The organism is Chromobacterium sphagni, from assembly GCF_001855575.1.
GTDB classification, from domain to species: domain Bacteria; phylum Pseudomonadota; class Gammaproteobacteria; order Burkholderiales; family Chromobacteriaceae; genus Chromobacterium; species Chromobacterium sphagni.
This window is the reverse complement of the sequence record NZ_MKCS01000001.1, coordinates 721,787-737,968: the sequence shown is the minus strand read 5'-3', so window position 1 is coordinate 737,968 and position 16,182 is coordinate 721,787. Positions and strand designations below refer to the sequence as shown.

18 protein-coding genes are annotated in these 16,182 nt (G+C 62.8%); 7 read left to right on the top strand and 11 right to left on the bottom strand.

Annotated features, from left to right (window positions below; genetic code table 11):
- Positions 1-94: 94 nt before the first annotated feature.
- Positions 95-1,534 (bottom strand): MFS transporter, encoded by a 1,440-nt coding sequence (locus BI347_RS03630; protein ID WP_071116328.1) that lies wholly within the window; start codon positions 1,532-1,534, stop codon positions 95-97.
- Between the two features lie 131 nt (positions 1,535-1,665).
- On the opposite strand from BI347_RS03630, the gene BI347_RS03625 reads away from it, so the two are divergent.
- The 3 genes from BI347_RS03625 (at position 1,666) to BI347_RS03615 (ending at position 3,928) form a co-directional block, all read left to right on the top strand.
- Positions 1,666-2,571 carry a LysR family transcriptional regulator gene (locus tag BI347_RS03625; protein WP_071115319.1) on the top strand — a complete coding sequence of 302 codons (906 nt, stop codon included), beginning with the start codon at positions 1,666-1,668 and terminating at the stop codon, positions 2,569-2,571.
- 231 nt (positions 2,572-2,802) lie between these two features.
- Positions 2,803-2,961, top strand: coding sequence for a DUF3309 family protein (locus BI347_RS03620; RefSeq protein ID WP_071111131.1), 159 nt, complete (start codon positions 2,803-2,805; stop codon positions 2,959-2,961).
- Between the two features lie 508 nt (positions 2,962-3,469).
- Positions 3,470-3,928: a Spy/CpxP family protein refolding chaperone gene (locus BI347_RS03615; RefSeq protein ID WP_204377998.1), complete on the top strand. Its 459-nt coding sequence runs from the start codon at positions 3,470-3,472 to the stop codon at positions 3,926-3,928.
- Between the two features lie 90 nt (positions 3,929-4,018).
- Here BI347_RS03615 and BI347_RS03610 read toward each other — a convergent pair whose 3' ends face one another.
- Both BI347_RS03610 and BI347_RS03605 read right to left on the bottom strand, forming a co-directional pair.
- Complete coding sequence (locus BI347_RS03610) at positions 4,019-4,255, bottom strand: hypothetical protein (RefSeq protein ID WP_071115318.1); 237 nt, start codon at positions 4,253-4,255, stop codon at positions 4,019-4,021.
- Positions 4,256-4,311: 56 nt separating this feature from the next.
- The gene (locus BI347_RS03605; RefSeq protein ID WP_071111134.1) at positions 4,312-4,545 is read right to left on the bottom strand and encodes a hypothetical protein; all 234 of its coding nucleotides are present in this window, start codon (positions 4,543-4,545) and stop codon (positions 4,312-4,314) included.
- A 173-nt stretch (positions 4,546-4,718) separates the two neighbouring features.
- Here BI347_RS03605 and BI347_RS03600 point away from each other — a divergent pair, with 173 nt between their 5' ends.
- Positions 4,719-5,621: a LysR family transcriptional regulator gene (locus BI347_RS03600; protein WP_071111135.1), complete on the top strand. Its 903-nt coding sequence runs from the start codon at positions 4,719-4,721 to the stop codon at positions 5,619-5,621.
- 38 nt (positions 5,622-5,659) lie between these two features.
- Here the strand turns inward: BI347_RS03600 and BI347_RS03595 are convergent, their stop codons facing one another.
- The 3 genes from BI347_RS03595 to BI347_RS03585 form a co-directional block, all read right to left on the bottom strand.
- Entirely contained in the window at positions 5,660-6,859 is a 1,200-nt protein-coding gene (locus tag BI347_RS03595; RefSeq protein ID WP_204377997.1) for an MFS transporter, read from the bottom strand.
- A 69-nt stretch (positions 6,860-6,928) separates the two neighbouring features.
- Complete coding sequence (gene cynS / locus BI347_RS03590; RefSeq protein ID WP_071115316.1) at positions 6,929-7,399, bottom strand: cyanase; 471 nt, start codon at positions 7,397-7,399, stop codon at positions 6,929-6,931.
- A 26-nt stretch (positions 7,400-7,425) separates the two neighbouring features.
- Positions 7,426-8,070, bottom strand: a complete 645-nt coding sequence (locus BI347_RS03585; protein ID WP_071111138.1) for a carbonic anhydrase — start codon at positions 8,068-8,070, stop codon at positions 7,426-7,428.
- 109 nt (positions 8,071-8,179) lie between these two features.
- Between BI347_RS03585 and cynR the strand changes: the two genes are divergently transcribed.
- Positions 8,180-9,067, top strand: a complete 888-nt coding sequence (gene cynR / locus BI347_RS03580) for a transcriptional regulator CynR (RefSeq protein WP_071115315.1) — start codon at positions 8,180-8,182, stop codon at positions 9,065-9,067.
- Between the two features lie 70 nt (positions 9,068-9,137).
- Here the strand turns inward: cynR and lpxO are convergent, their stop codons facing one another.
- Positions 9,138-10,058 (bottom strand): lipid A hydroxylase LpxO, encoded by a 921-nt coding sequence (gene lpxO, locus BI347_RS03575; RefSeq protein WP_204377996.1) that lies wholly within the window; start codon positions 10,056-10,058, stop codon positions 9,138-9,140.
- Between the two features lie 370 nt (positions 10,059-10,428).
- Between lpxO and BI347_RS03570 the strand changes: the two genes are divergently transcribed.
- Positions 10,429-10,956, top strand: a complete 528-nt coding sequence (locus tag BI347_RS03570) for a hypothetical protein (RefSeq protein WP_071111140.1) — start codon at positions 10,429-10,431, stop codon at positions 10,954-10,956.
- Here the strand turns inward: BI347_RS03570 and BI347_RS03565 are convergent.
- Genes BI347_RS03565 through BI347_RS03555 form a run of 3 tightly spaced genes read right to left on the bottom strand, consistent with a single transcriptional unit; the run spans position 10,945 to position 13,057 of the window.
- Positions 10,945-11,682: a metallophosphoesterase gene (locus BI347_RS03565; protein WP_071115314.1), complete on the bottom strand. Its 738-nt coding sequence runs from the start codon at positions 11,680-11,682 to the stop codon at positions 10,945-10,947. The two genes, BI347_RS03570 and BI347_RS03565, sit on opposite strands and share 12 nt — an antisense overlap.
- Positions 11,679-12,359 (bottom strand): VUT family protein, encoded by a 681-nt coding sequence (locus BI347_RS03560; RefSeq protein ID WP_204377995.1) that lies wholly within the window; start codon positions 12,357-12,359, stop codon positions 11,679-11,681. The genes BI347_RS03565 and BI347_RS03560 overlap by 4 nt, the downstream gene beginning before the upstream one ends.
- 32 nt (positions 12,360-12,391) lie before the next feature.
- Positions 12,392-13,057 (bottom strand): helix-turn-helix domain-containing protein, encoded by a 666-nt coding sequence (locus BI347_RS03555; RefSeq protein ID WP_071115313.1) that lies wholly within the window; start codon positions 13,055-13,057, stop codon positions 12,392-12,394.
- Positions 13,058-13,468: 411 nt separating this feature from the next.
- Here BI347_RS03555 and BI347_RS23435 point away from each other — a divergent pair, with 411 nt between their 5' ends.
- Complete coding sequence (locus tag BI347_RS23435; RefSeq protein ID WP_071111144.1) at positions 13,469-13,726, top strand: hypothetical protein; 258 nt, start codon at positions 13,469-13,471, stop codon at positions 13,724-13,726.
- 70 nt (positions 13,727-13,796) lie between these two features.
- Here the strand turns inward: BI347_RS23435 and BI347_RS03550 are convergent, their stop codons facing one another.
- Positions 13,797-16,157, bottom strand: a complete 2,361-nt coding sequence (locus BI347_RS03550) for a penicillin-binding protein 1A (RefSeq protein WP_071115312.1) — start codon at positions 16,155-16,157, stop codon at positions 13,797-13,799.
- Positions 16,158-16,182: the final 25 nt, after the last annotated feature.

Sequence of the window (16,182 nt, the reverse complement as noted above, 5' to 3'; positions counted from 1 at the left end):
AGACTGATTGTATATCCTACCCCGAACCGCGCTGTCTCTTGAATGCCCAGCCCCATTGCGCGAGATGCCATTGCCTGCCAGATGCGGCCGCGCCCTAACCGCCGCGCGCCGCCAACCTCCTGCGCGCCAATGCCTGGCTGGCCGTGGCGATGGCCAGAGCCGCCGCGATCAACCCCGCGGCCACCGCGAAGGTTGTCCGCATGCCGCTGGCCACCGCCTGCGCGCTCGCCATTCCACCTCCATCGCTTGCCGATGCCGCCGCAAACACCGCGCCCATCGCCGCCGCCCCTGTGATCAAACCCAAATTGCGCGACAGGCTGAGCATGCCGGACACCACCCCGCGCGGTCCCGCGCCGGCGCTCGCCATGATGGCGGTGTTGTTGGCCGCCTGGAACAAGGCGTAGCTGGCGGTGGTGATCATGATCGGGCCGATATAGCCGGCGACGCCCAGGCTGGTCGGCAGCATCGACAAGAGCAGGGTTCCGCCCGCCATGCCTGCCAAGCCGGCGAGACTCATGCGCTGCGTGCCGAAACGGTCCACCAGTCGGCCCGCCGGCACGCCGCTGCACGCGGACACTAGCGGGCCGGCCGACAACACCAGCCCCACCCGCGCCGTGCCCAGTTCCAAAGCGCGGGAGAGATAGAACGGCCCCACCACCAGAGTGGACATGATCACTGTGGACACCAGCGCGCTCATCGTCAGGCTGGCGCTCAAGGCCGGCACACGGAACATGGCCAGCCTGACCAGCGGCGATGCCGCTCTGGACTCTACCCATATAAATAGAATGGCTCCGCCAACGGCGGCCAGCAGCAACCCGATATTGAGCGCGCCGAAATAGCCGCGCCCCATGGTCATGGCCAGCGCGTACGCCGCTAGCGTCAGCGCCAGCCATAACGTGCCAAGATGGTCGAAACCCACCCTCTCCGCCTTATCCGCCTGACAGTCCGCCGGCAGATAGCGGCACGCCAGCGCGAAATTGATCATGCCCAGCGGCACATTGACCAGGAAGATGGCGCGCCAGCCCAGGCCGTCGATCAATAAACCGCCTAGCGACGGGCCAAGCGTGGTGCCGATGGCGGACATGGTGCCCAGCAGACCCATCGCGCTGCCGGCCTTGTCCCTCGGCACCGCCTCCCCTAGCATCGCCACCGTGAGCGCCAGCATGATGGCCGCGCCCAGGCCCTGCGCCGCGCGGGCCGCAATCAGCAGCCCCAGCGTGGGCGCCATGCCGCACAGCAGCGATGCCGCGCTGAATAGGACGATGCCGGCCAAGAGCAAACGGCGGCGGCCCAGCAAGTCTCCCAGCCGGCCGACACTGACGATAAGCGTGGTGATGGCCAGCAGATAAGCCAACACAATCCACTGCGCTTGCTGGAATGAGGCGTTCAATGCCTGGGCCAGCGCCGGCAAGCCAGCATTGGCGATGCTGGTATCCAGCGAGGGCATCAGCGTGGACAGCGACAGGCTGGCCAGCGCCCAACGGGCGGCAGGCGGCAAGACCGTGCTGGATTCTTGGGTATTCGGCTTCAACATCGGCTCCTTCTGATCTGGCAGTTGCCGCAACGCGGACTTGCCTAGAAGGTAGCCCTTTGCCTGATATGGCGAAAGACACAGCATTTGCACTTGATTGATGCGTATGACGCCATATGTGCTAAGGTCCATCCATGTCCAAGCCCGATCTGAACCTGCTGATTACCCTGGACGCGCTGCTGGCGGAAGGCAATGTGGCGCGCGCGGCGCAACGGCTGCGGCTTAGCCCGTCGGCCATGAGCCGGGCCTTGGCGCGCCTGCGCGAAACCACCGGCGACCCGTTGCTGGCGCGGGCCGGCCGCGGCCTGGTACCCACGCCCCGCGCGCTGGAGCTGCGCGAACAGGTCAGCCGCCTGGTGCAGGATGCGGAGGCGGTGCTGCGCCCGGCGCGGGCACTGGACCTCAGCCAGTTGGCCAGAACCTTCACGCTGCGAGTCAACGAGGGTTTTGTGGAGAACTTCGGGCCGGACCTGCTGGCCCGCATCGGCGCAGAGGCGCCCGGCGTGCGGCTGCGTTTCGCGCCCAAACCGGACAAAGACAGCGGGCCGCTGCGCGACGGCAGCGTGGATCTGGAGATTGGCGTGGTGGGCAAAGCCACCAGCCCCGAAGTGCGCGCTCGGGCCTTGTTCCGCGACCGCTTCATCGGCGTGGTGCGCAGCGGCCATCCGCTGAGCCGGGGCCAGATCACGCCCGCCCGCTATGCGGCCGGCAAACATATCCTGGTGTCGCGGCGCGGCCTGGACAAGGGGCCGATTGACGACGCGCTGGCGGCGCTGGGGCTGGAGCGGCGGATCTCCACCATAGTGGGCGGCTTCTCCAGCGCGCTGGCGCTGGCTAGGACGTCGGACCTGATCGCCAGCGTGCCGGAGCGCGACACCGGCACGCTGCGCGCCGGCATGCACAGCTTCTCCCTGCCGCTGGCGGCGCCGGAAATCACCCTCTCCATGCTGTGGCACCCGCGCCTGGACGCCGACCTGGCGCACCGCTGGCTGCGCGACTGCGTGCGGCAGGTGTGCGCGGCGCCATTCTCCGGCGCATAGCCGGAAAACGACACGCCCGCGGAGAAGGCCGGTCAGTAGTCGCCTTCCCCCGTTCAAACGCCATTCCCGCCACAGTTTTTCCTATGTACGGCTCCGTACAGACGCCCTTATCCAGCTGCGTAGTATTGCCAGCGAGGGCCGGCAATGCTGGAACTAATGCTGGAACTGTGGCAAAGCGGCGCCCTGCCTCGCGGCTCAAGCGGCCCGCCGGCTCATTGTCAGGAGAATGAAATGTCGCTGGGAACGATATTGCTGGTCGTCATGATCATTCTGCTGATCGGCCTGTTTCCACGCTGGCCGCACAGTAGGGATTGGGGATACGGCCCCAGCGGCGGAGTCGGGCTGATCCTGCTGATATTGATCGTGCTGATCTTGCTGGGCCGCTTGTAGCGCCGGTGTCTCCAGGCGCCTGCCGCACTGCCGGAAAAATTAGCGCCGGGCCGCTTGATTGGCTGGCGCCGACACAGAAAAGGGCTTGATTCATGTTGATGAATTCGCATTGGCCTCTGCTTCGCTGGCTGCCCGCGGCGGCTGTCGCCATCACCACCCCCTTGGCGGCGCTTGCGGCGCCGACTTACCACCACGGCGAAAACCATAGGACGCCGGCTTACCATCGAAACTACCACTATGGTCACGGCCATAGCGGGGATGGCTTGGTTGTCGGGGCGCTGCTGGGCGCGGTGGTGGGCGCGACGATTGTCGGCTCCGAGCCGCCACCGCCGGTCGTGGTGTACTCGGAACCTCCCCCCCCTCCGCCTGGAGCCGCTTACTACTATTATCCCGCCCCCTATCCCAGTCGCTATCCGCCGGTGTATCGATATCGATAACAACCAGGCCATCCGGCCAGGACCGCAACCGTCACCCTCTTAGGGAAAACCGCGAAATGAACACATTCGTATTGAAGGCCACGGCGCCCGCGCTGTTGCTGCTGGCCTCGCTCTCCATATCCGCGACTGCTCAGACCGCAAGCCCGAATCATGCCGGCACGCGGGTAAGCGAACAAAAAGCGCAAAAGCGCGCGGACTATCTGGAAAAACGGATCAGGGAGCTTCACGCCAAGCTCAAGATCACCGACAAGCAATCCACACAATGGGATGCCTACGCCAAGACCATGCGCGACAACGCCGACAGCACCGACCAGGCCTTCCGCGACCGCGGTCAGAAGCTGCCCACATTGAATGCCGACGAGGCGATGAAGTCCTACGCCGACTTGGCCCAGTTGCATGCCGACAATATGAAAAAACTGGCCGCCTCCTTCCATGCGCTTTATGGCGTGCTATCGGATGAGCAGAAGGCCATCGCCGACAAGCTGTTCCGCCACGAGCAGGAGGAACATCATCACCGGAGGCACAAATAGCCATATTGTCCTCGGCCCGGAGAGCGCCCGCATGCACAGCAGCAACGGAGGCCCGCTCCATAAGGAAACGCGCATCCCGCCGCCGGCGTGTCAGCCGGCGATGCGCGCGCTCCGGCAGGAAAATGCCAGACACAGCAGCGTGGCAGCCGTCAGCAGATGTTTGCTCGCGGTCATTGCGTAGCCCAGCCTGGCAAGCGGCGGATAACACGCCGGATAAGCGTGCAAGCTGCACAGGTTTTCCAGCACGTCGGCGCAAGCCACCGCCAACAGCAGCAGGTTGTACAAGCCGGGTCGCGGCAGATGGCGGCGCAGCAGGCTCAACAGCATGGCGAATCCGCTGCCGCAGCGCAGCAGGAACAGGCTGTCGAAGCGAAGAAAAACAGCTAGCGCAGGCGGCCATCCGGGCCATAGGCATCCAGCAGATGCCGCACGGCATCGGTGGAACACCAGGACTGCGGGTCCAGGATGGGTTCGCCGTATTGCCGCGCCAACGCGCTGATCGACAGCGCGCCGGAGGAGAAATTGAACAGGTACATGAAAGCTGCGGTCATCAACAACAAAACCAGCGCAGCGGGTATGGAGGCATGGCGGTACAAGCCGTTGTTCAGGCTGCGCATGACAGGCACTCCGGCATGCCAAAGCGGCCAAAGGCGCCGAGCAAGCGTGCGGCTGCGAGTGCATTCATCTGGCGGGCTCCTGTTGGAATGGAAGCCTTATTCTCTAGCTGTCGCCTAAAGACAAGGAAGGTGCATAATTGGATACCGCTTATTCATATCTGAATGGTTATCGGATGGACTGGAATCTGGTGCAATCTTTCCTGACAGTGGCGGAAGCCGGCTCGATGAGCGCGGCGGCCGCCACCATGCAGTTGAGCCAGCCCACCTTGAGCCGGCAGGTTGCCGCGCTGGAAGCCGCCATGGGGGTGAGCCTATTCGAACGCGGCTCCCGCGGCTTGCGACTGACGCAGGCGGGCGAAGCGCTGGTCGCCCCCGCCCGGGCGATGCGCACGGCGGCATCCGAGGTGGCCATTGCGGCGGATCAGGAACAACAGTTGCTGCAGGGCAGCGTCCGCATCACCGCCAGCGAGATGGCTACCGCCTTTCTGCTGCCGGAGATGCTGCGCGATTTGCGCATCGAGCATCCGCAGATTGAAATCGATATCGTGGCGAGCAACGATGTCGACAATCTGCTGGAGCGCGAAGCGGATATCGCCATCCGCCATACCCGACCGGCGCAGGGCGCGTTGTTCGCCCGCGAGCTGGGAGAGCTGCAAGTGCAGGCTTGGGCGCATCAGGACTATCTGGCGCGCCAGGGAACGGACTTCCAGGGCGAACAGCTGGAAGACTACGACTGGATAGGCTTGGACCGTTCCGACTTCATGCTCAGACGGCTGCGGGACTTCGGCATCACCACCGGGCGCGACTTCTTCTCCTTGCGTTGCGACAACCAGATCGTCGGCTGGCAACTGGCTCTTGGGGCCGCCGGCGTGGCGTTTGCACCCGATGTCGTCGCCCGCCGTTATCCGTCGATGCGCTCCATCCTGCCCTTGCTGACCCGGACCGTGCTGCCGGTATGGCTGGTATGCCACCGCGAGCTGAAGCAAAGCGCGCGCATCCGCTGCGTGTTCAACCACCTTGCAGAGCGCTGGCAGGATCTACTGGCCACCCAGCCGGCGGATGGCAGCTTGGCGTAGTACGCATAGCCTCCCCGCATGATGGCGCCTTGCTGTCGTCAATTCCAGCAGGGCGCCGTTTGGCTCTCCTCGCGCAGACGGGCCGCCAGACACAGCGCCAGCAGCGCACCGGCAAACACCGCGCCCGCCAGACACACCCCCAGCCAGCCGGCGCCGGCATAGGCCAGGCTGGCCGTGCCGGATCCCAACGCGCCCCCCAGGAAATAGCCGACCAGATAGACCGTGGTGATGCGGCTGCGGGCCTCCGGCGCCAATGCGTAGATCACGCTCTGATTGGAAATGTGCAGCGCTTGCACGCACACGTCCAGCAACAGCACCCCGGCCAGCAGCGCCGCCAACCACTGGCCGCCCAGCCACAACAAGCCGAACGACAACAAAATTCCCAGGCAGCATGCGCGCGTAACGAGCCAGCCGTGGCCGCGATCCGCCAGGCGGCCGGCGCCGCTGGCCGCCAGCGTGCCAGCCGCGCCTACCAGGCCGAAGGCGCCGATCTGCGCCTCGCTGTAAGCATACGGCGGCTGGCTGAGCAGAAAGGTCAGCCCGGTCCAGAACAGGCTGAAGCAAGCGAAGGCCAGCGCGCCATATAACGCACGCAGCCGCAGCGCCGGATGGGCCCGCGCCAACGTCAGCAGCGATGCCAACAGCGCGCGGTAGCGCAACGGCGGCTTGCGGCTGTCGCCAGGCAGCGCCGATGCCAGGATGGCGGTGAACAACACCACCACCGCGGCGGCCAACCAGTACACCAACCGCCAGCCGCCCAATTGGGCGACCAGTCCGGAGAAGGTGCGCGCCAGCAGAATACCGAGCAGCAGGCCGCTCATCACCGTGCCCACCACTCGGCCGCGTTCGCGTTCCGCCGCCAGCGAAGCGGCGAACGGCACCAGTAGCTGGGCCGCGCAGGTGCACAGTCCCAGCGCCACGCAGGCGGCGGCGAACCAGACCAGGCCAGGACTCAAGGCCACCGCCAGCAGCGCCAGCGCGCTGCAACCCAAAAGAATCACGATCAGGCGGCGACGATCCAATACGTCGCCCAGCGGAACCAAGAGCAGCAGGCCGCAGGCATAACCCAATTGGGTCAGGGTGACGACAAAGCCCAGGCTGGCGGCCGACTGGCCGAAACCGTGGGCAATAACGGCCAGCAGCGGCTGCGAGTAATAGATGTTGCCGATGACGGCACCGCAGGAAACGGCGAACAGCAGCGCCATGCCGCGGCTCAAGCCAGGGGAAGGGGTATCCATGACCATCCTAGGGAAAAGCGGGGAAACAAAAACGGCCGCGTCGGAGACGCGGCCGCCACAGGACCGGGATCAATACGGCTTATTGGGCAGGAACTTGCCGTCCAGCGTGATCACCGCGCGTTCGCCGCCGTCGGGATCGGCCACCTTCTGGATGTCCAGCCGGAAATTGATGGCGCTGATGATACCATCGCCCAACTTCTCATGTACCAAGGCCTTCAGCGTGGTGCCGTAGATCTGGATCATTTCGTAGAAGCGGTAGATGGTGGGGTCGGTGGGAATGCCTCCCGGAATGCTGCCGCGCAGCGGAATGGCCTGCAAATTGGCGGAGTCGGCCGCGCCCAGACCCAGCTTGTCGCACACCAGATCGGCGGCGGCCTTGGGCAGAGCGTGCTGGCCCAGCAGCGCGGCGGTGACGTAGGCCAGGCTGAGGCCTGAGCCTTCCGCCAGTTGCTCCCAGCTCAGGTCTTTCAAGGCCTTGGCGGCGATGACGCGGCTGGTCAGTTCGATGCGGGCGTCCTGGGTGGAGTGGGATTGTTGCATGGCATGTCCTTTCGATTGGTCTGATTTCAATTGCGTGGGGTGGCGCTGGTTTGCGGGAATCGTGCCAGGGAGACGAAGCGCTTGCTGTCGCCGTCCAGGGCTTCGATGGAGCCGGTTTCGATGTCGTACACCCAGCCGTGCAGCGTGAGCCTGCCCTGCTCCATTGCCAGCGCGACCGACGGATGGGTCTTGATATTGGCCAATTGGGCGACGACGTTTTCCCTGACCATGCCGTCCAGTTTGTCCTTGGGCGACGCATGGCTGCGGGCGGCGTTCACCACCTTGGCCGAATCGGCGTGGCGCAGCCAACCCGCCACCGCTGGCAAATGGTCCAGGCACTTGCAACTGGCAATGGCGGTCATCGCGCCGCAGTCGGAGTGGCCGCAGATGACGATGTCGCTGACGCCCAACGCAGCCACCGCATACTCCACAGTGGCGGACACGCCGCCCGGCTCCGGGCCGTAACCGGGAACGATGTTGCCGGCGTTGCGGATCACGAACAGGTCGCCCGGCTCCTGCTGGGTCAGCAGTTCCGGCACCACCCGGCTGTCGGAGCAGGTGACGAACAGCACGCCCGGGGTCTGGCTGGTGGCCAGTTTGCGGAACAACTCGGAGCGTTTGGGAAAGGCTTCCTGCTGGAACTTGAGGAATCCGTCTATGACTGCTTGCATGGGGTTCTCCCTGGCTGATGAAGTAATGGCGCAAGGATGAACCGATTGGACTATAGCGTCCAAGACCGATATATAATCAAAACCATAATTTTTACCAATAACAAGCAGCATGATACTCAGACACATCCGCTACCTGCAGGCCGTGGTGGAGCACGGTAACTTCACCCGCGCCGCCGAGGCGCTGCATGTCTCGCAGCCCACGCTGTCGCAACAGATCAGGCAACTGGAGGAAACCGTGGGCGCGCAGTTGCTGGACCGCAGTGGGCGGACGGTACGGCCCACCGACGCCGGCGCGGCCTATCTGGAATATGCGCAGCGGGCGCTACGTGAGCTGGCGGCCGGACAGCGGGCCACCCGCGACGTGGGCGACCTGTCGCGCGGCAAGCTGAGGCTGGCGATGACGCCCACCTTCACCAGCTATCTCCTGGGTCCGCTGGCGGAGCGCTTTGCCGCCAGCCATCCCGGCGTGGACCTGGAGATACGCGAAATGACGCAGGACACCATCGAGGCGGCACTGGCGGCGGATGGGATAGACCTGGGCATCGCCTTCCACGGCGCGCGCGGGGCCGAGATCGAACAACAGCTGCTGTTCGCCGAGAAACTGGCGGTGGTGGTCGGCCACAACCATCCCTGGAGCGGCGGCAGGCCCCCGATAGGTCCGCAACAGCTGGAGCAAACGCCATTGGCGCTGCTGAGCAAGGATTTCGCCACCCGCGGCCATATCAACCAGTATCTGCGCCAACAGAACATCGCGCCGCGCATCGCCGTCGAGGCCAACACCATCAGCGCCATTCTGGAAATCGTCCGCCAAGGCCGGATGGCCACCATTCTGCCGCAAGCCATCGCGCGACAACACCCGCAACTGCGCGCCGCGGCGCTGCAGTTTCCGTTGCCGGAACGCGGCGCCGCCCTGCTCAGCCGCCAGGGCGCTTACCAAAGCGCGGCGATGCGTGCCTTCATCCCGCTGCTGCGGAGCTTGAGCGCCGACATGGCTTAGCCACCGGGCTCTGGCAACAAAAAACCGCGCGGCACAGCCACGCGGTTTTTTTGTTCGCACCCGGTCGATTTCAGCCCCAACTGCCCCAGAACAGCCACAGCACGATGGGGCCGCCCAAGATCAGCCACTTGAGCAGATAGTAAGTGAAGCGGCTCTGCGCCTTGATCTTCTTGCCGAACAGACGCACCTGCTGCACATAGCGGAAGGCGCGGTTGAGACCGCCGACGCGGTCGCCCTCCTGATTGGGCGAATTGGCCGCGCCCACCAGGATGCGGCTGACCAGGCGGTTGACCCACAAAGCCGGCCAGAACCACATCGGCCGCTCCACGTCGCAGAACAGGATGATGCGGTTATGGTCGGTAGTGTTTTCCGCGTAGTGCAGATAGGTTTCGTCGAAGATCACCGCCTCGCCGTCACGCCAGCTGTACTTTTCGCCGTCCACGTCGATGTAGCAGTCGTCGTCGTTGGGCGTGATCAGACCCAGGTGGTAGCGCACCGAGCCGGCGAACGGGTCGCGATGGCGCACCAGCCGGCTACCCGGCGGCAGCGCGGCGAACATCGCCGCCTTGATATTGGGGTACTGCCGCAGCAACTGGGTGGTATATGGGCACAAAGCCTGCGCCGACGGGTGGTCCTGGCCGTACCACTTCAGGTAGAAGCGCTTCCAGCCGGTCTTGAAGAAGGAGTTGAAGCCCAGGTCGTCGTACTGGCTGGACGCCTTGATGCTGCCCATCTCGTAGAGGGCCACGGCCTCCTCGCGGATCTTCCGCCAGTCGGCGGTAAGGGTCTGCAGCTCCGGGAAGCGCTCCAGCGGCAGGTAGGGCTTGGCCGGCACCTTGGAAAACAGGTACATGAAGCAGTTGATCGGGGCCATGAAGGTGGAATGGTCGCTCAACTGGCGCCAGAAGCCCAGCCGCACCCGGCCGCGAAAATGGACATAGATGGTGGAGAGGATAAAGATCGCCACCACCAGAAGCTTGATATAAGGCATCAGGTATTCCTGTTAAGGCTAGCGGCCTATTGTAAAGCGCCGCAGCCTCCTACGCAGAACTTGGCATGAAAATTAATGATAAAGGTCAGGCACTCTGCCATGCCTCCACCTTGCGCATCTCACTCACACCCCAAAATAATTCTCATAAGAATCATACTGATATTAATAATAAAATTGATATGACATTTACGTTTTCCCTGGTTATACTGCGCCATGCCCGGCTTGAGGCTCGGACCCGACGTCATGCCATCCTGGCCGAGCCCGAAAGTTCGATGAGTCCGGCCCCACGCCCTTACCCCCAAAACCAAAACCTGAAGCTCTGCCGCAAAGCCATGCCGGCAAGGCCTTCGCTGCAGTTCACGAGAACCCGATGCCGCTTCAAAGCCTGCGCAACCTCAAGCACTGGATTGTGGGTGTGTTCAACCCGCCATACCAGCTCTCGCTGTGCGAAATCCTGCCCAGCCGGGAGAGCAACGCCACCGTCTACGTTTTCAAGCAATACGGCACGCATGACATCATCAAACTTCGCCACAGGGACATCATCGGCAATGTCCAGATTCTGGCCGCGATCAATCCCAAGGATCTGATCGGCATCGCACTGTACGAGAACAATCTGAAAGAAAGCGCCGGCGAATGCCAGGTGACGGAAACCCTGCGCGGCAATCAGTACCGGATTGCCAGCCATGGCCGCGAAGAGGTGTATTCCGGGGAAAGCATCTGCGGCAATCTGGATCTGTTTCAGCGCCTGCCGCCGCACGAGATCTGCAAGATCGCCTACGAAACCGGGTTCAACAAAGGCCGCAAGGTATCTGGCCAGCTGCGCGCGCTGGCCGAGCAGGGCCGGACCGAGGCCGGCGAAGCCGCCGCCAATGTGGTGCCGCTGCGCTCACGCAAATGAGGTGGCCACCCGGTAGCCATCCGGGGAGAAGCTGAACAGCCGGTAACCCTGCTTGTCATCGATATCGATGTCGCTGGCGCCCTTTTGCCACTGGAAACAGGTGGCTGGACCAACCTCCAGCATGCGGCCGCGGTAAGGCATGCTATGGTCGCCGTGCACATGGCCGCAAATCACCAGTTCCAGGCGCTCCGCCTGCGCCGCCTGCCAGAACTGCGAGCTCTGCCGCAGCATGCAATCGTCCAGCAGCGGGGTGCCCACCGCCAGCGGATGGTGATGCAGCACCACCGCGGCGCGGCCCTGCTCCACCGCCGCCAGCCGCTCGCTCAAGCGGGCCAGACTGTCGGCGCTGATCCGCCCCTCGTCCCGCCCCGCCACGCAGCTGTCCACGCCGATGAAGGTCCAGCCGGCCAACGCCAACACCTCCAGCGGCTGCAAGAAAGGATAATCGGCAAACGCCCTGGCCATCGTCGGCCGGCAATCGTGATTGCCGGCCATCCAATAGACGGGACGTTGCAGACCGGCCAGCGCCTCGGCCGCCAGCCGGTACGATTCTTCGGATTCGTCCTGCGACACGTCGCCGGTGAGGAATACCGCATCCACCGCATCCGGCCCCAACGCCCGCACCGCAGCCAGCACCTTTTGCAAGGCCGCGTGGGTGTCATGACCCAGCAGCCGGCCGCCCGGGGCGGCAAACAGGTGGAGATCGGTCAATTGCAGGATGTTCATGCCTTGGCGCTTTCAAACCGGTTGCGCTCGATATCGCCATTGTTATCGCGGAATACCGTCAGCGGGTTGTAGGAGACTTCCCAGTCGAAATAGTCGGTGCGCTCTATCTTCTTGATCACCGAAACCAGGTAGTAGCCCAGCGGCAGCAGCAGCACCGACATCACCACCTTGTACGACCAGGTGGTGGCAATGATGTTGACCAGCTCATGCCCGCTGTACTTGGAGGACAGGCTGATCGGATAGGCGGTGAGCAACAGCACCGCCTGCGCCAGCATCGAGGCGAGCAGATAGCGCACGAAGAAGAAACGGCCGGCGAAGAATATTTTCAGCCGCGAAACGATGAAACCGTTGCAGAAGTAGGAGGCCGGCACCGAAATCCAGGTCCCCACCATCACCCGCCAGAATTCGTGGAACAGCTGATAGTACTGCTTGGAGATGGCATTGTTGTCCGGCTGGACCAGCGCGAAGCCGTTGAGAATCAGCACGAACAGGGTCTGGCAGATCACGATGATCCATACCGTGCGGCCGCCCAGCTTGTAGCCGTACACCTCGGTGGAAATGGTGGACAATAGATAGCACAGCGAAAACACGATGCCGCTGGCGGTGATTTTCAAACTGTAGATATCCACCGTCTTGTACACCAGCGAATCGCAAATGATCATGATGGTGACAGTCAAGCCAACTATCAATCCATACAAGCGAAACTCGTTCACCGCGCGTCCCCCGACAATGTCTTGATGGCCTTCAATACCACGGCCAGCACCTGATAGTTTTTATAAAGCGACGGCGCCACATCGTTCAGCGCCGCTATCGATGAAAACAGCAAGAACTCCTCCTCGACATAAACCCGCCGCAAGCACGGCGGATTGGCGCCGATCCGCATCAGCACGATGTCCCCATCCTGCGGTCGGCTTTCCCGCACCATGACGAAGACCGTGCCTTGCGCGTAATGCGGGTACAACGTGTCATTGTTGACCAGCACCGCGAACAGCGGCCGGTCGGCGTAGCCGGCGACCTCCGCGCAGTAATGCCCCTGATCGGCCACCTCGGTGTCGATGAAATCGCCGACATGGCCAATACCGACCAAGGGCATGGAAAAGACCGCTTGCCGCGGCCGAGCGGCCGGGTCCAGCCGCGCTTCGGCCAGCTCGCCTATGCTGACTTGAAAGTAGCGGGCGAGTTCGCCCAGCGTGGAAAGCGTGGGGTTGCCGACGCCACGCCGCAGATTGTTGATCGTGGCAATGCCCAGACCCGTCTCGTCGCTCAGCCGCATGGCGTCCACGCCATGCCTTTGCATCAGGCTGGCCAAATTGCCGGCAATAACGTTCAGCAAGCCATCGTTGACCGGCTGCGCCTTTTCCACGCCTTTCACCATTCACTCATCCCAAACCGTTGACTGAAACCGCGCCCATTCGATCAATGGCGGCGCATTGCCGGCCAATCGAAATCAAACCGCCATGAAAACTTGCCGCCGCGCTCTTGCGACGGCAATCGGGACGCCAAATATAAAGCGGCGAAACTTTCATTGCAAACCCAGACCCGTTATCCAACCCGTATTAATTAAAAACAAAACCAGCAAAGCAATCTTAATTGAAAATAACTTTATAGATATATTTCTAATTAGTATTTTTTAAACTTGACTAGCAGCCCTGCTTATTGCCTGCCGGGAAATGATAATATAATATCAAGCAAGACAGTAAATTGTTTCGCTCCTGACATCACCTCCATATTGCAGTAGAACATTTCAAATCCAAAACTCTGTCGCCACTCCTGAGGTTGCTTCGCCATGCATAGCCCAAACCTTACTGAATGCATTCATGAAGATGAATTCGCGGTAGACGTCATTGATGGGGAAAAAGTCCTGATCACCCTGCCCACCATGCTTGGCAAGCAGGGCAGCGAATGGGAAGGCTCGCCCATCTTCGGCCGGCACTATCTGATGTCGCTGATCCGACGCGGCATAGAAAACGACGTGCTGCATCCGGCAGACATCCAATGCGCGCTGAGCCGCGATTCCAGCCGGCAATCCTGTCCGATCGAGTAACGCCCACCAGCCATGAAAAAACCCCGGCGCGATTGCTATGCGCCGGGGTTCTTCATTGCTGCAACACGCTCTAGAACAGCTGGTCCTTGACGTTTTCCACCGCATCCTGGGCCGCAGGCTTGCCGCTGTCGTCGGCGGCCGGGGCGCTGGCGTCCTCGCCGCTGCCCGGCACGGTGCCCTGGTTATCGATGTGCAGTTCCGGATTGGTCTTCTGGAACTCTTCATAGTAGTACTCGTCGCCGCCGCGCTGGCCCGCGCCCGGCTTCACCACGATGCCCTGCGGCACCGGCCGCTCCACTTCCGGCTGGCCTTTCAGCGCATTTCCCATGTAGTTGATCCAGATCGGCAACGCCGCCGTGCCGCCGTAACCGTAGCGGCCCAGCGAGCGCGGCTGGTCGAAACCCACCCAGGTCGCGGCAGCCAGGTTCGGATTGAAGCCGACGAACCAAGCATCCTTCCAATCCGAGGTGGTGCCGGTCTTGCCCGCCAGATCGGTGCGGCCCAGGCTCATCGCGCGGGAGCCCGTGCCGTAGCGCACCACATCCCGCAGCATCGAGTTCATGATGAAGGCGTTGCGCGGATCTATCGCCTGCTGCGCGTTCTGCCCGGCCACGGTGGGAACGGTCTTGGCCAGCACGCGGCCGGACTGGTCTTCGATGCGGTCGATGAAGTAGGCCTTGGTGCGGTAGCCGCCGTTGGCGAACACCGAGTAGCCCTCAACCATCTGCAGCGGCGTCACCGAACCGGCGCCCAGCGCCATCGGCAGATAGGCTGGGTGCTGCTTGGCCGAGAAACCGAAGCGCTGGATGTACTGCTGCGCGTAGTCGGTGCCCACCGCCATCAGCACCCGCACCGACACCAGGTTCTTGGAGCGGGTCAGGCCCTGCCGCAAGGTGATCAGGCCGGAGAATTTGCCGTCATCGTTCTTCGGTTCCCAGTTCTGGCCGTTGATACCCGGCACCGACAGAGGCGCGTCGTTGATCATGGTGGACGGCGTGATGCCGCGCTCGATGCCGGACGAATAGATGAACGGCTTGAACGAGGAGCCCGGCTGGCGCCAGGCCTGGGTCACATGGTTAAAGCTGCGACGGTTGAAATCGAAACCGCCCACCAGCGACTTGATCGCGCCGGTGCGGGTATCCAGCGATACGAAGGCGCCTTCCACCTCGGGCATCTGCACGATTTCCCAGTAGCCCTTGGCATTGGCCGACACGCGGATCACCGCGCCGCGGCGGATCTGCAGCTGCGCCGACGCCTTGCTGCTCAGCGCGCGGCGCGCGAATTCCAGGCCGGGGCCCTTGATCGAAATGGCTTTGCCGCCGCGCATATACGCCTGGATTTCCGACGGGCTGACCGACAGCACGATGGCCGGCAGCATATCGCCGCTGTCGCGCAGATCGCCCATCGCCTCGTCCAGCGCCTCGGTCAGGTCCTCGCCGTCGCCGCTGGGCAGATCGATGGTGCTTTCCGGGCCGCGGTAGCCCATCTTGCGGTCGTAATCAACCAGGCCGGCGCGCAAAGCGTCGTACGCCCATTTCTGATGGCGGCTGTCCAGCGTGGTGTAGACCTTGAAGCCCTCGGTGTAAGCAGCCTCCTTGTAACGCTCGTACATCGCCTGGCGTACCATTTCCGCAACATACTGTCCCGGCTGGCTGGTATCGGCCGCCTGGCTGGCCAGTTTCAACGGCTCGCTCAAGGCCTCATCATATTGCGGCTGGGTGATAAAATTCAGCTCGCGCATGCGGCGCAGCACGTACTGCTGGCGCAGCTTGGCGCGCTCGGGATTGACGATCGGGTTGTAGGCCGACGGTGCCTTGGGCAGGCCGGCCAGCATCGCCATCTGCGCGACGCTCAGTTCGTTGATCGGTTTGCCGTAGTAGGCCTGCGCCGCGGCGGCGAAGCCATAGGCCCGCTGCCCAAGGTAGATCTGGTTGAAGTACAGCTCCAGGATCTGGTCCTTGCTCAGCGTGTGTTCGATCTTGAACGCCAGCAGCGCCTCGTTGAATTTGCGGGTGAAGGTCTTTTCGCTGGACAGGAAGAAGTTCTTCGCCACCTGCATGGTGATGGTGCTGGCGCCAGAGCGGGCATGGCCGGACACCAGGTTGCCGACTGCCGCGCGCATGATGCCAAGGTAATCAATGCCGCTGTGCTGGTAGAAACGCTCGTCTTCCGCAGCCAGCACCGCCTGTTTCATCAACTGGGGCACCTCGTGGATGCGGGAAAACGACCGCCGCTCCTCGCCGAACTCCCCCAGCAGCTGATTATCAGCCGAGTAAACCCGGAGCGGGATCTTGGGACGGTAGTCCGTGATTACATCAAGGCTTTGCAGACGCGGATAAGTTATGATGATGGCAATTGCGGCGGCTCCCGCCAGCAACACCACACCACCTAGAAACACGCCTGCCATTATTGCAAGAAATCGTCTGAGCATATTTACGATGGGCTTTCACTGGAAA

Coding starts and splice junctions, on each gene's coding strand:
- BI347_RS03630 (WP_071116328.1), bottom strand. CDS start 1,534: ATGTTGAAGCCGAATACCCAAGAATCCAGCACGGTCTTGCCGCCTGCC.
- BI347_RS03625 (WP_071115319.1), top strand. CDS start 1,666: ATGTCCAAGCCCGATCTGAACCTGCTGATTACCCTGGACGCGCTGCTG.
- BI347_RS03620 (WP_071111131.1), top strand. CDS start 2,803: ATGTCGCTGGGAACGATATTGCTGGTCGTCATGATCATTCTGCTGATC.
- BI347_RS03610 (WP_071115318.1), bottom strand. CDS start 4,255: ATGCTGTTGAGCCTGCTGCGCCGCCATCTGCCGCGACCCGGCTTGTAC.
- BI347_RS03605 (WP_071111134.1), bottom strand. CDS start 4,545: ATGCGCAGCCTGAACAACGGCTTGTACCGCCATGCCTCCATACCCGCT.
- BI347_RS03600 (WP_071111135.1), top strand. CDS start 4,719: ATGGACTGGAATCTGGTGCAATCTTTCCTGACAGTGGCGGAAGCCGGC.
- BI347_RS03595 (WP_204377997.1), bottom strand. CDS start 6,859: ATGGATACCCCTTCCCCTGGCTTGAGCCGCGGCATGGCGCTGCTGTTC.
- cynS (WP_071115316.1), bottom strand. CDS start 7,399: ATGCAACAATCCCACTCCACCCAGGACGCCCGCATCGAACTGACCAGC.
- BI347_RS03585 (WP_071111138.1), bottom strand. CDS start 8,070: ATGCAAGCAGTCATAGACGGATTCCTCAAGTTCCAGCAGGAAGCCTTT.
- cynR (WP_071115315.1), top strand. CDS start 8,180: ATGATACTCAGACACATCCGCTACCTGCAGGCCGTGGTGGAGCACGGT.
- lpxO (WP_204377996.1), bottom strand. CDS start 10,058: ATGCCTTATATCAAGCTTCTGGTGGTGGCGATCTTTATCCTCTCCACC.
- BI347_RS03570 (WP_071111140.1), top strand. CDS start 10,429: ATGCCGCTTCAAAGCCTGCGCAACCTCAAGCACTGGATTGTGGGTGTG.
- BI347_RS03565 (WP_071115314.1), bottom strand. CDS start 11,682: ATGAACATCCTGCAATTGACCGATCTCCACCTGTTTGCCGCCCCGGGC.
- BI347_RS03555 (WP_071115313.1), bottom strand. CDS start 13,057: ATGGTGAAAGGCGTGGAAAAGGCGCAGCCGGTCAACGATGGCTTGCTG.
- BI347_RS23435 (WP_071111144.1), top strand. CDS start 13,469: ATGCATAGCCCAAACCTTACTGAATGCATTCATGAAGATGAATTCGCG.
- BI347_RS03550 (WP_071115312.1), bottom strand. CDS start 16,157: ATGCTCAGACGATTTCTTGCAATAATGGCAGGCGTGTTTCTAGGTGGT.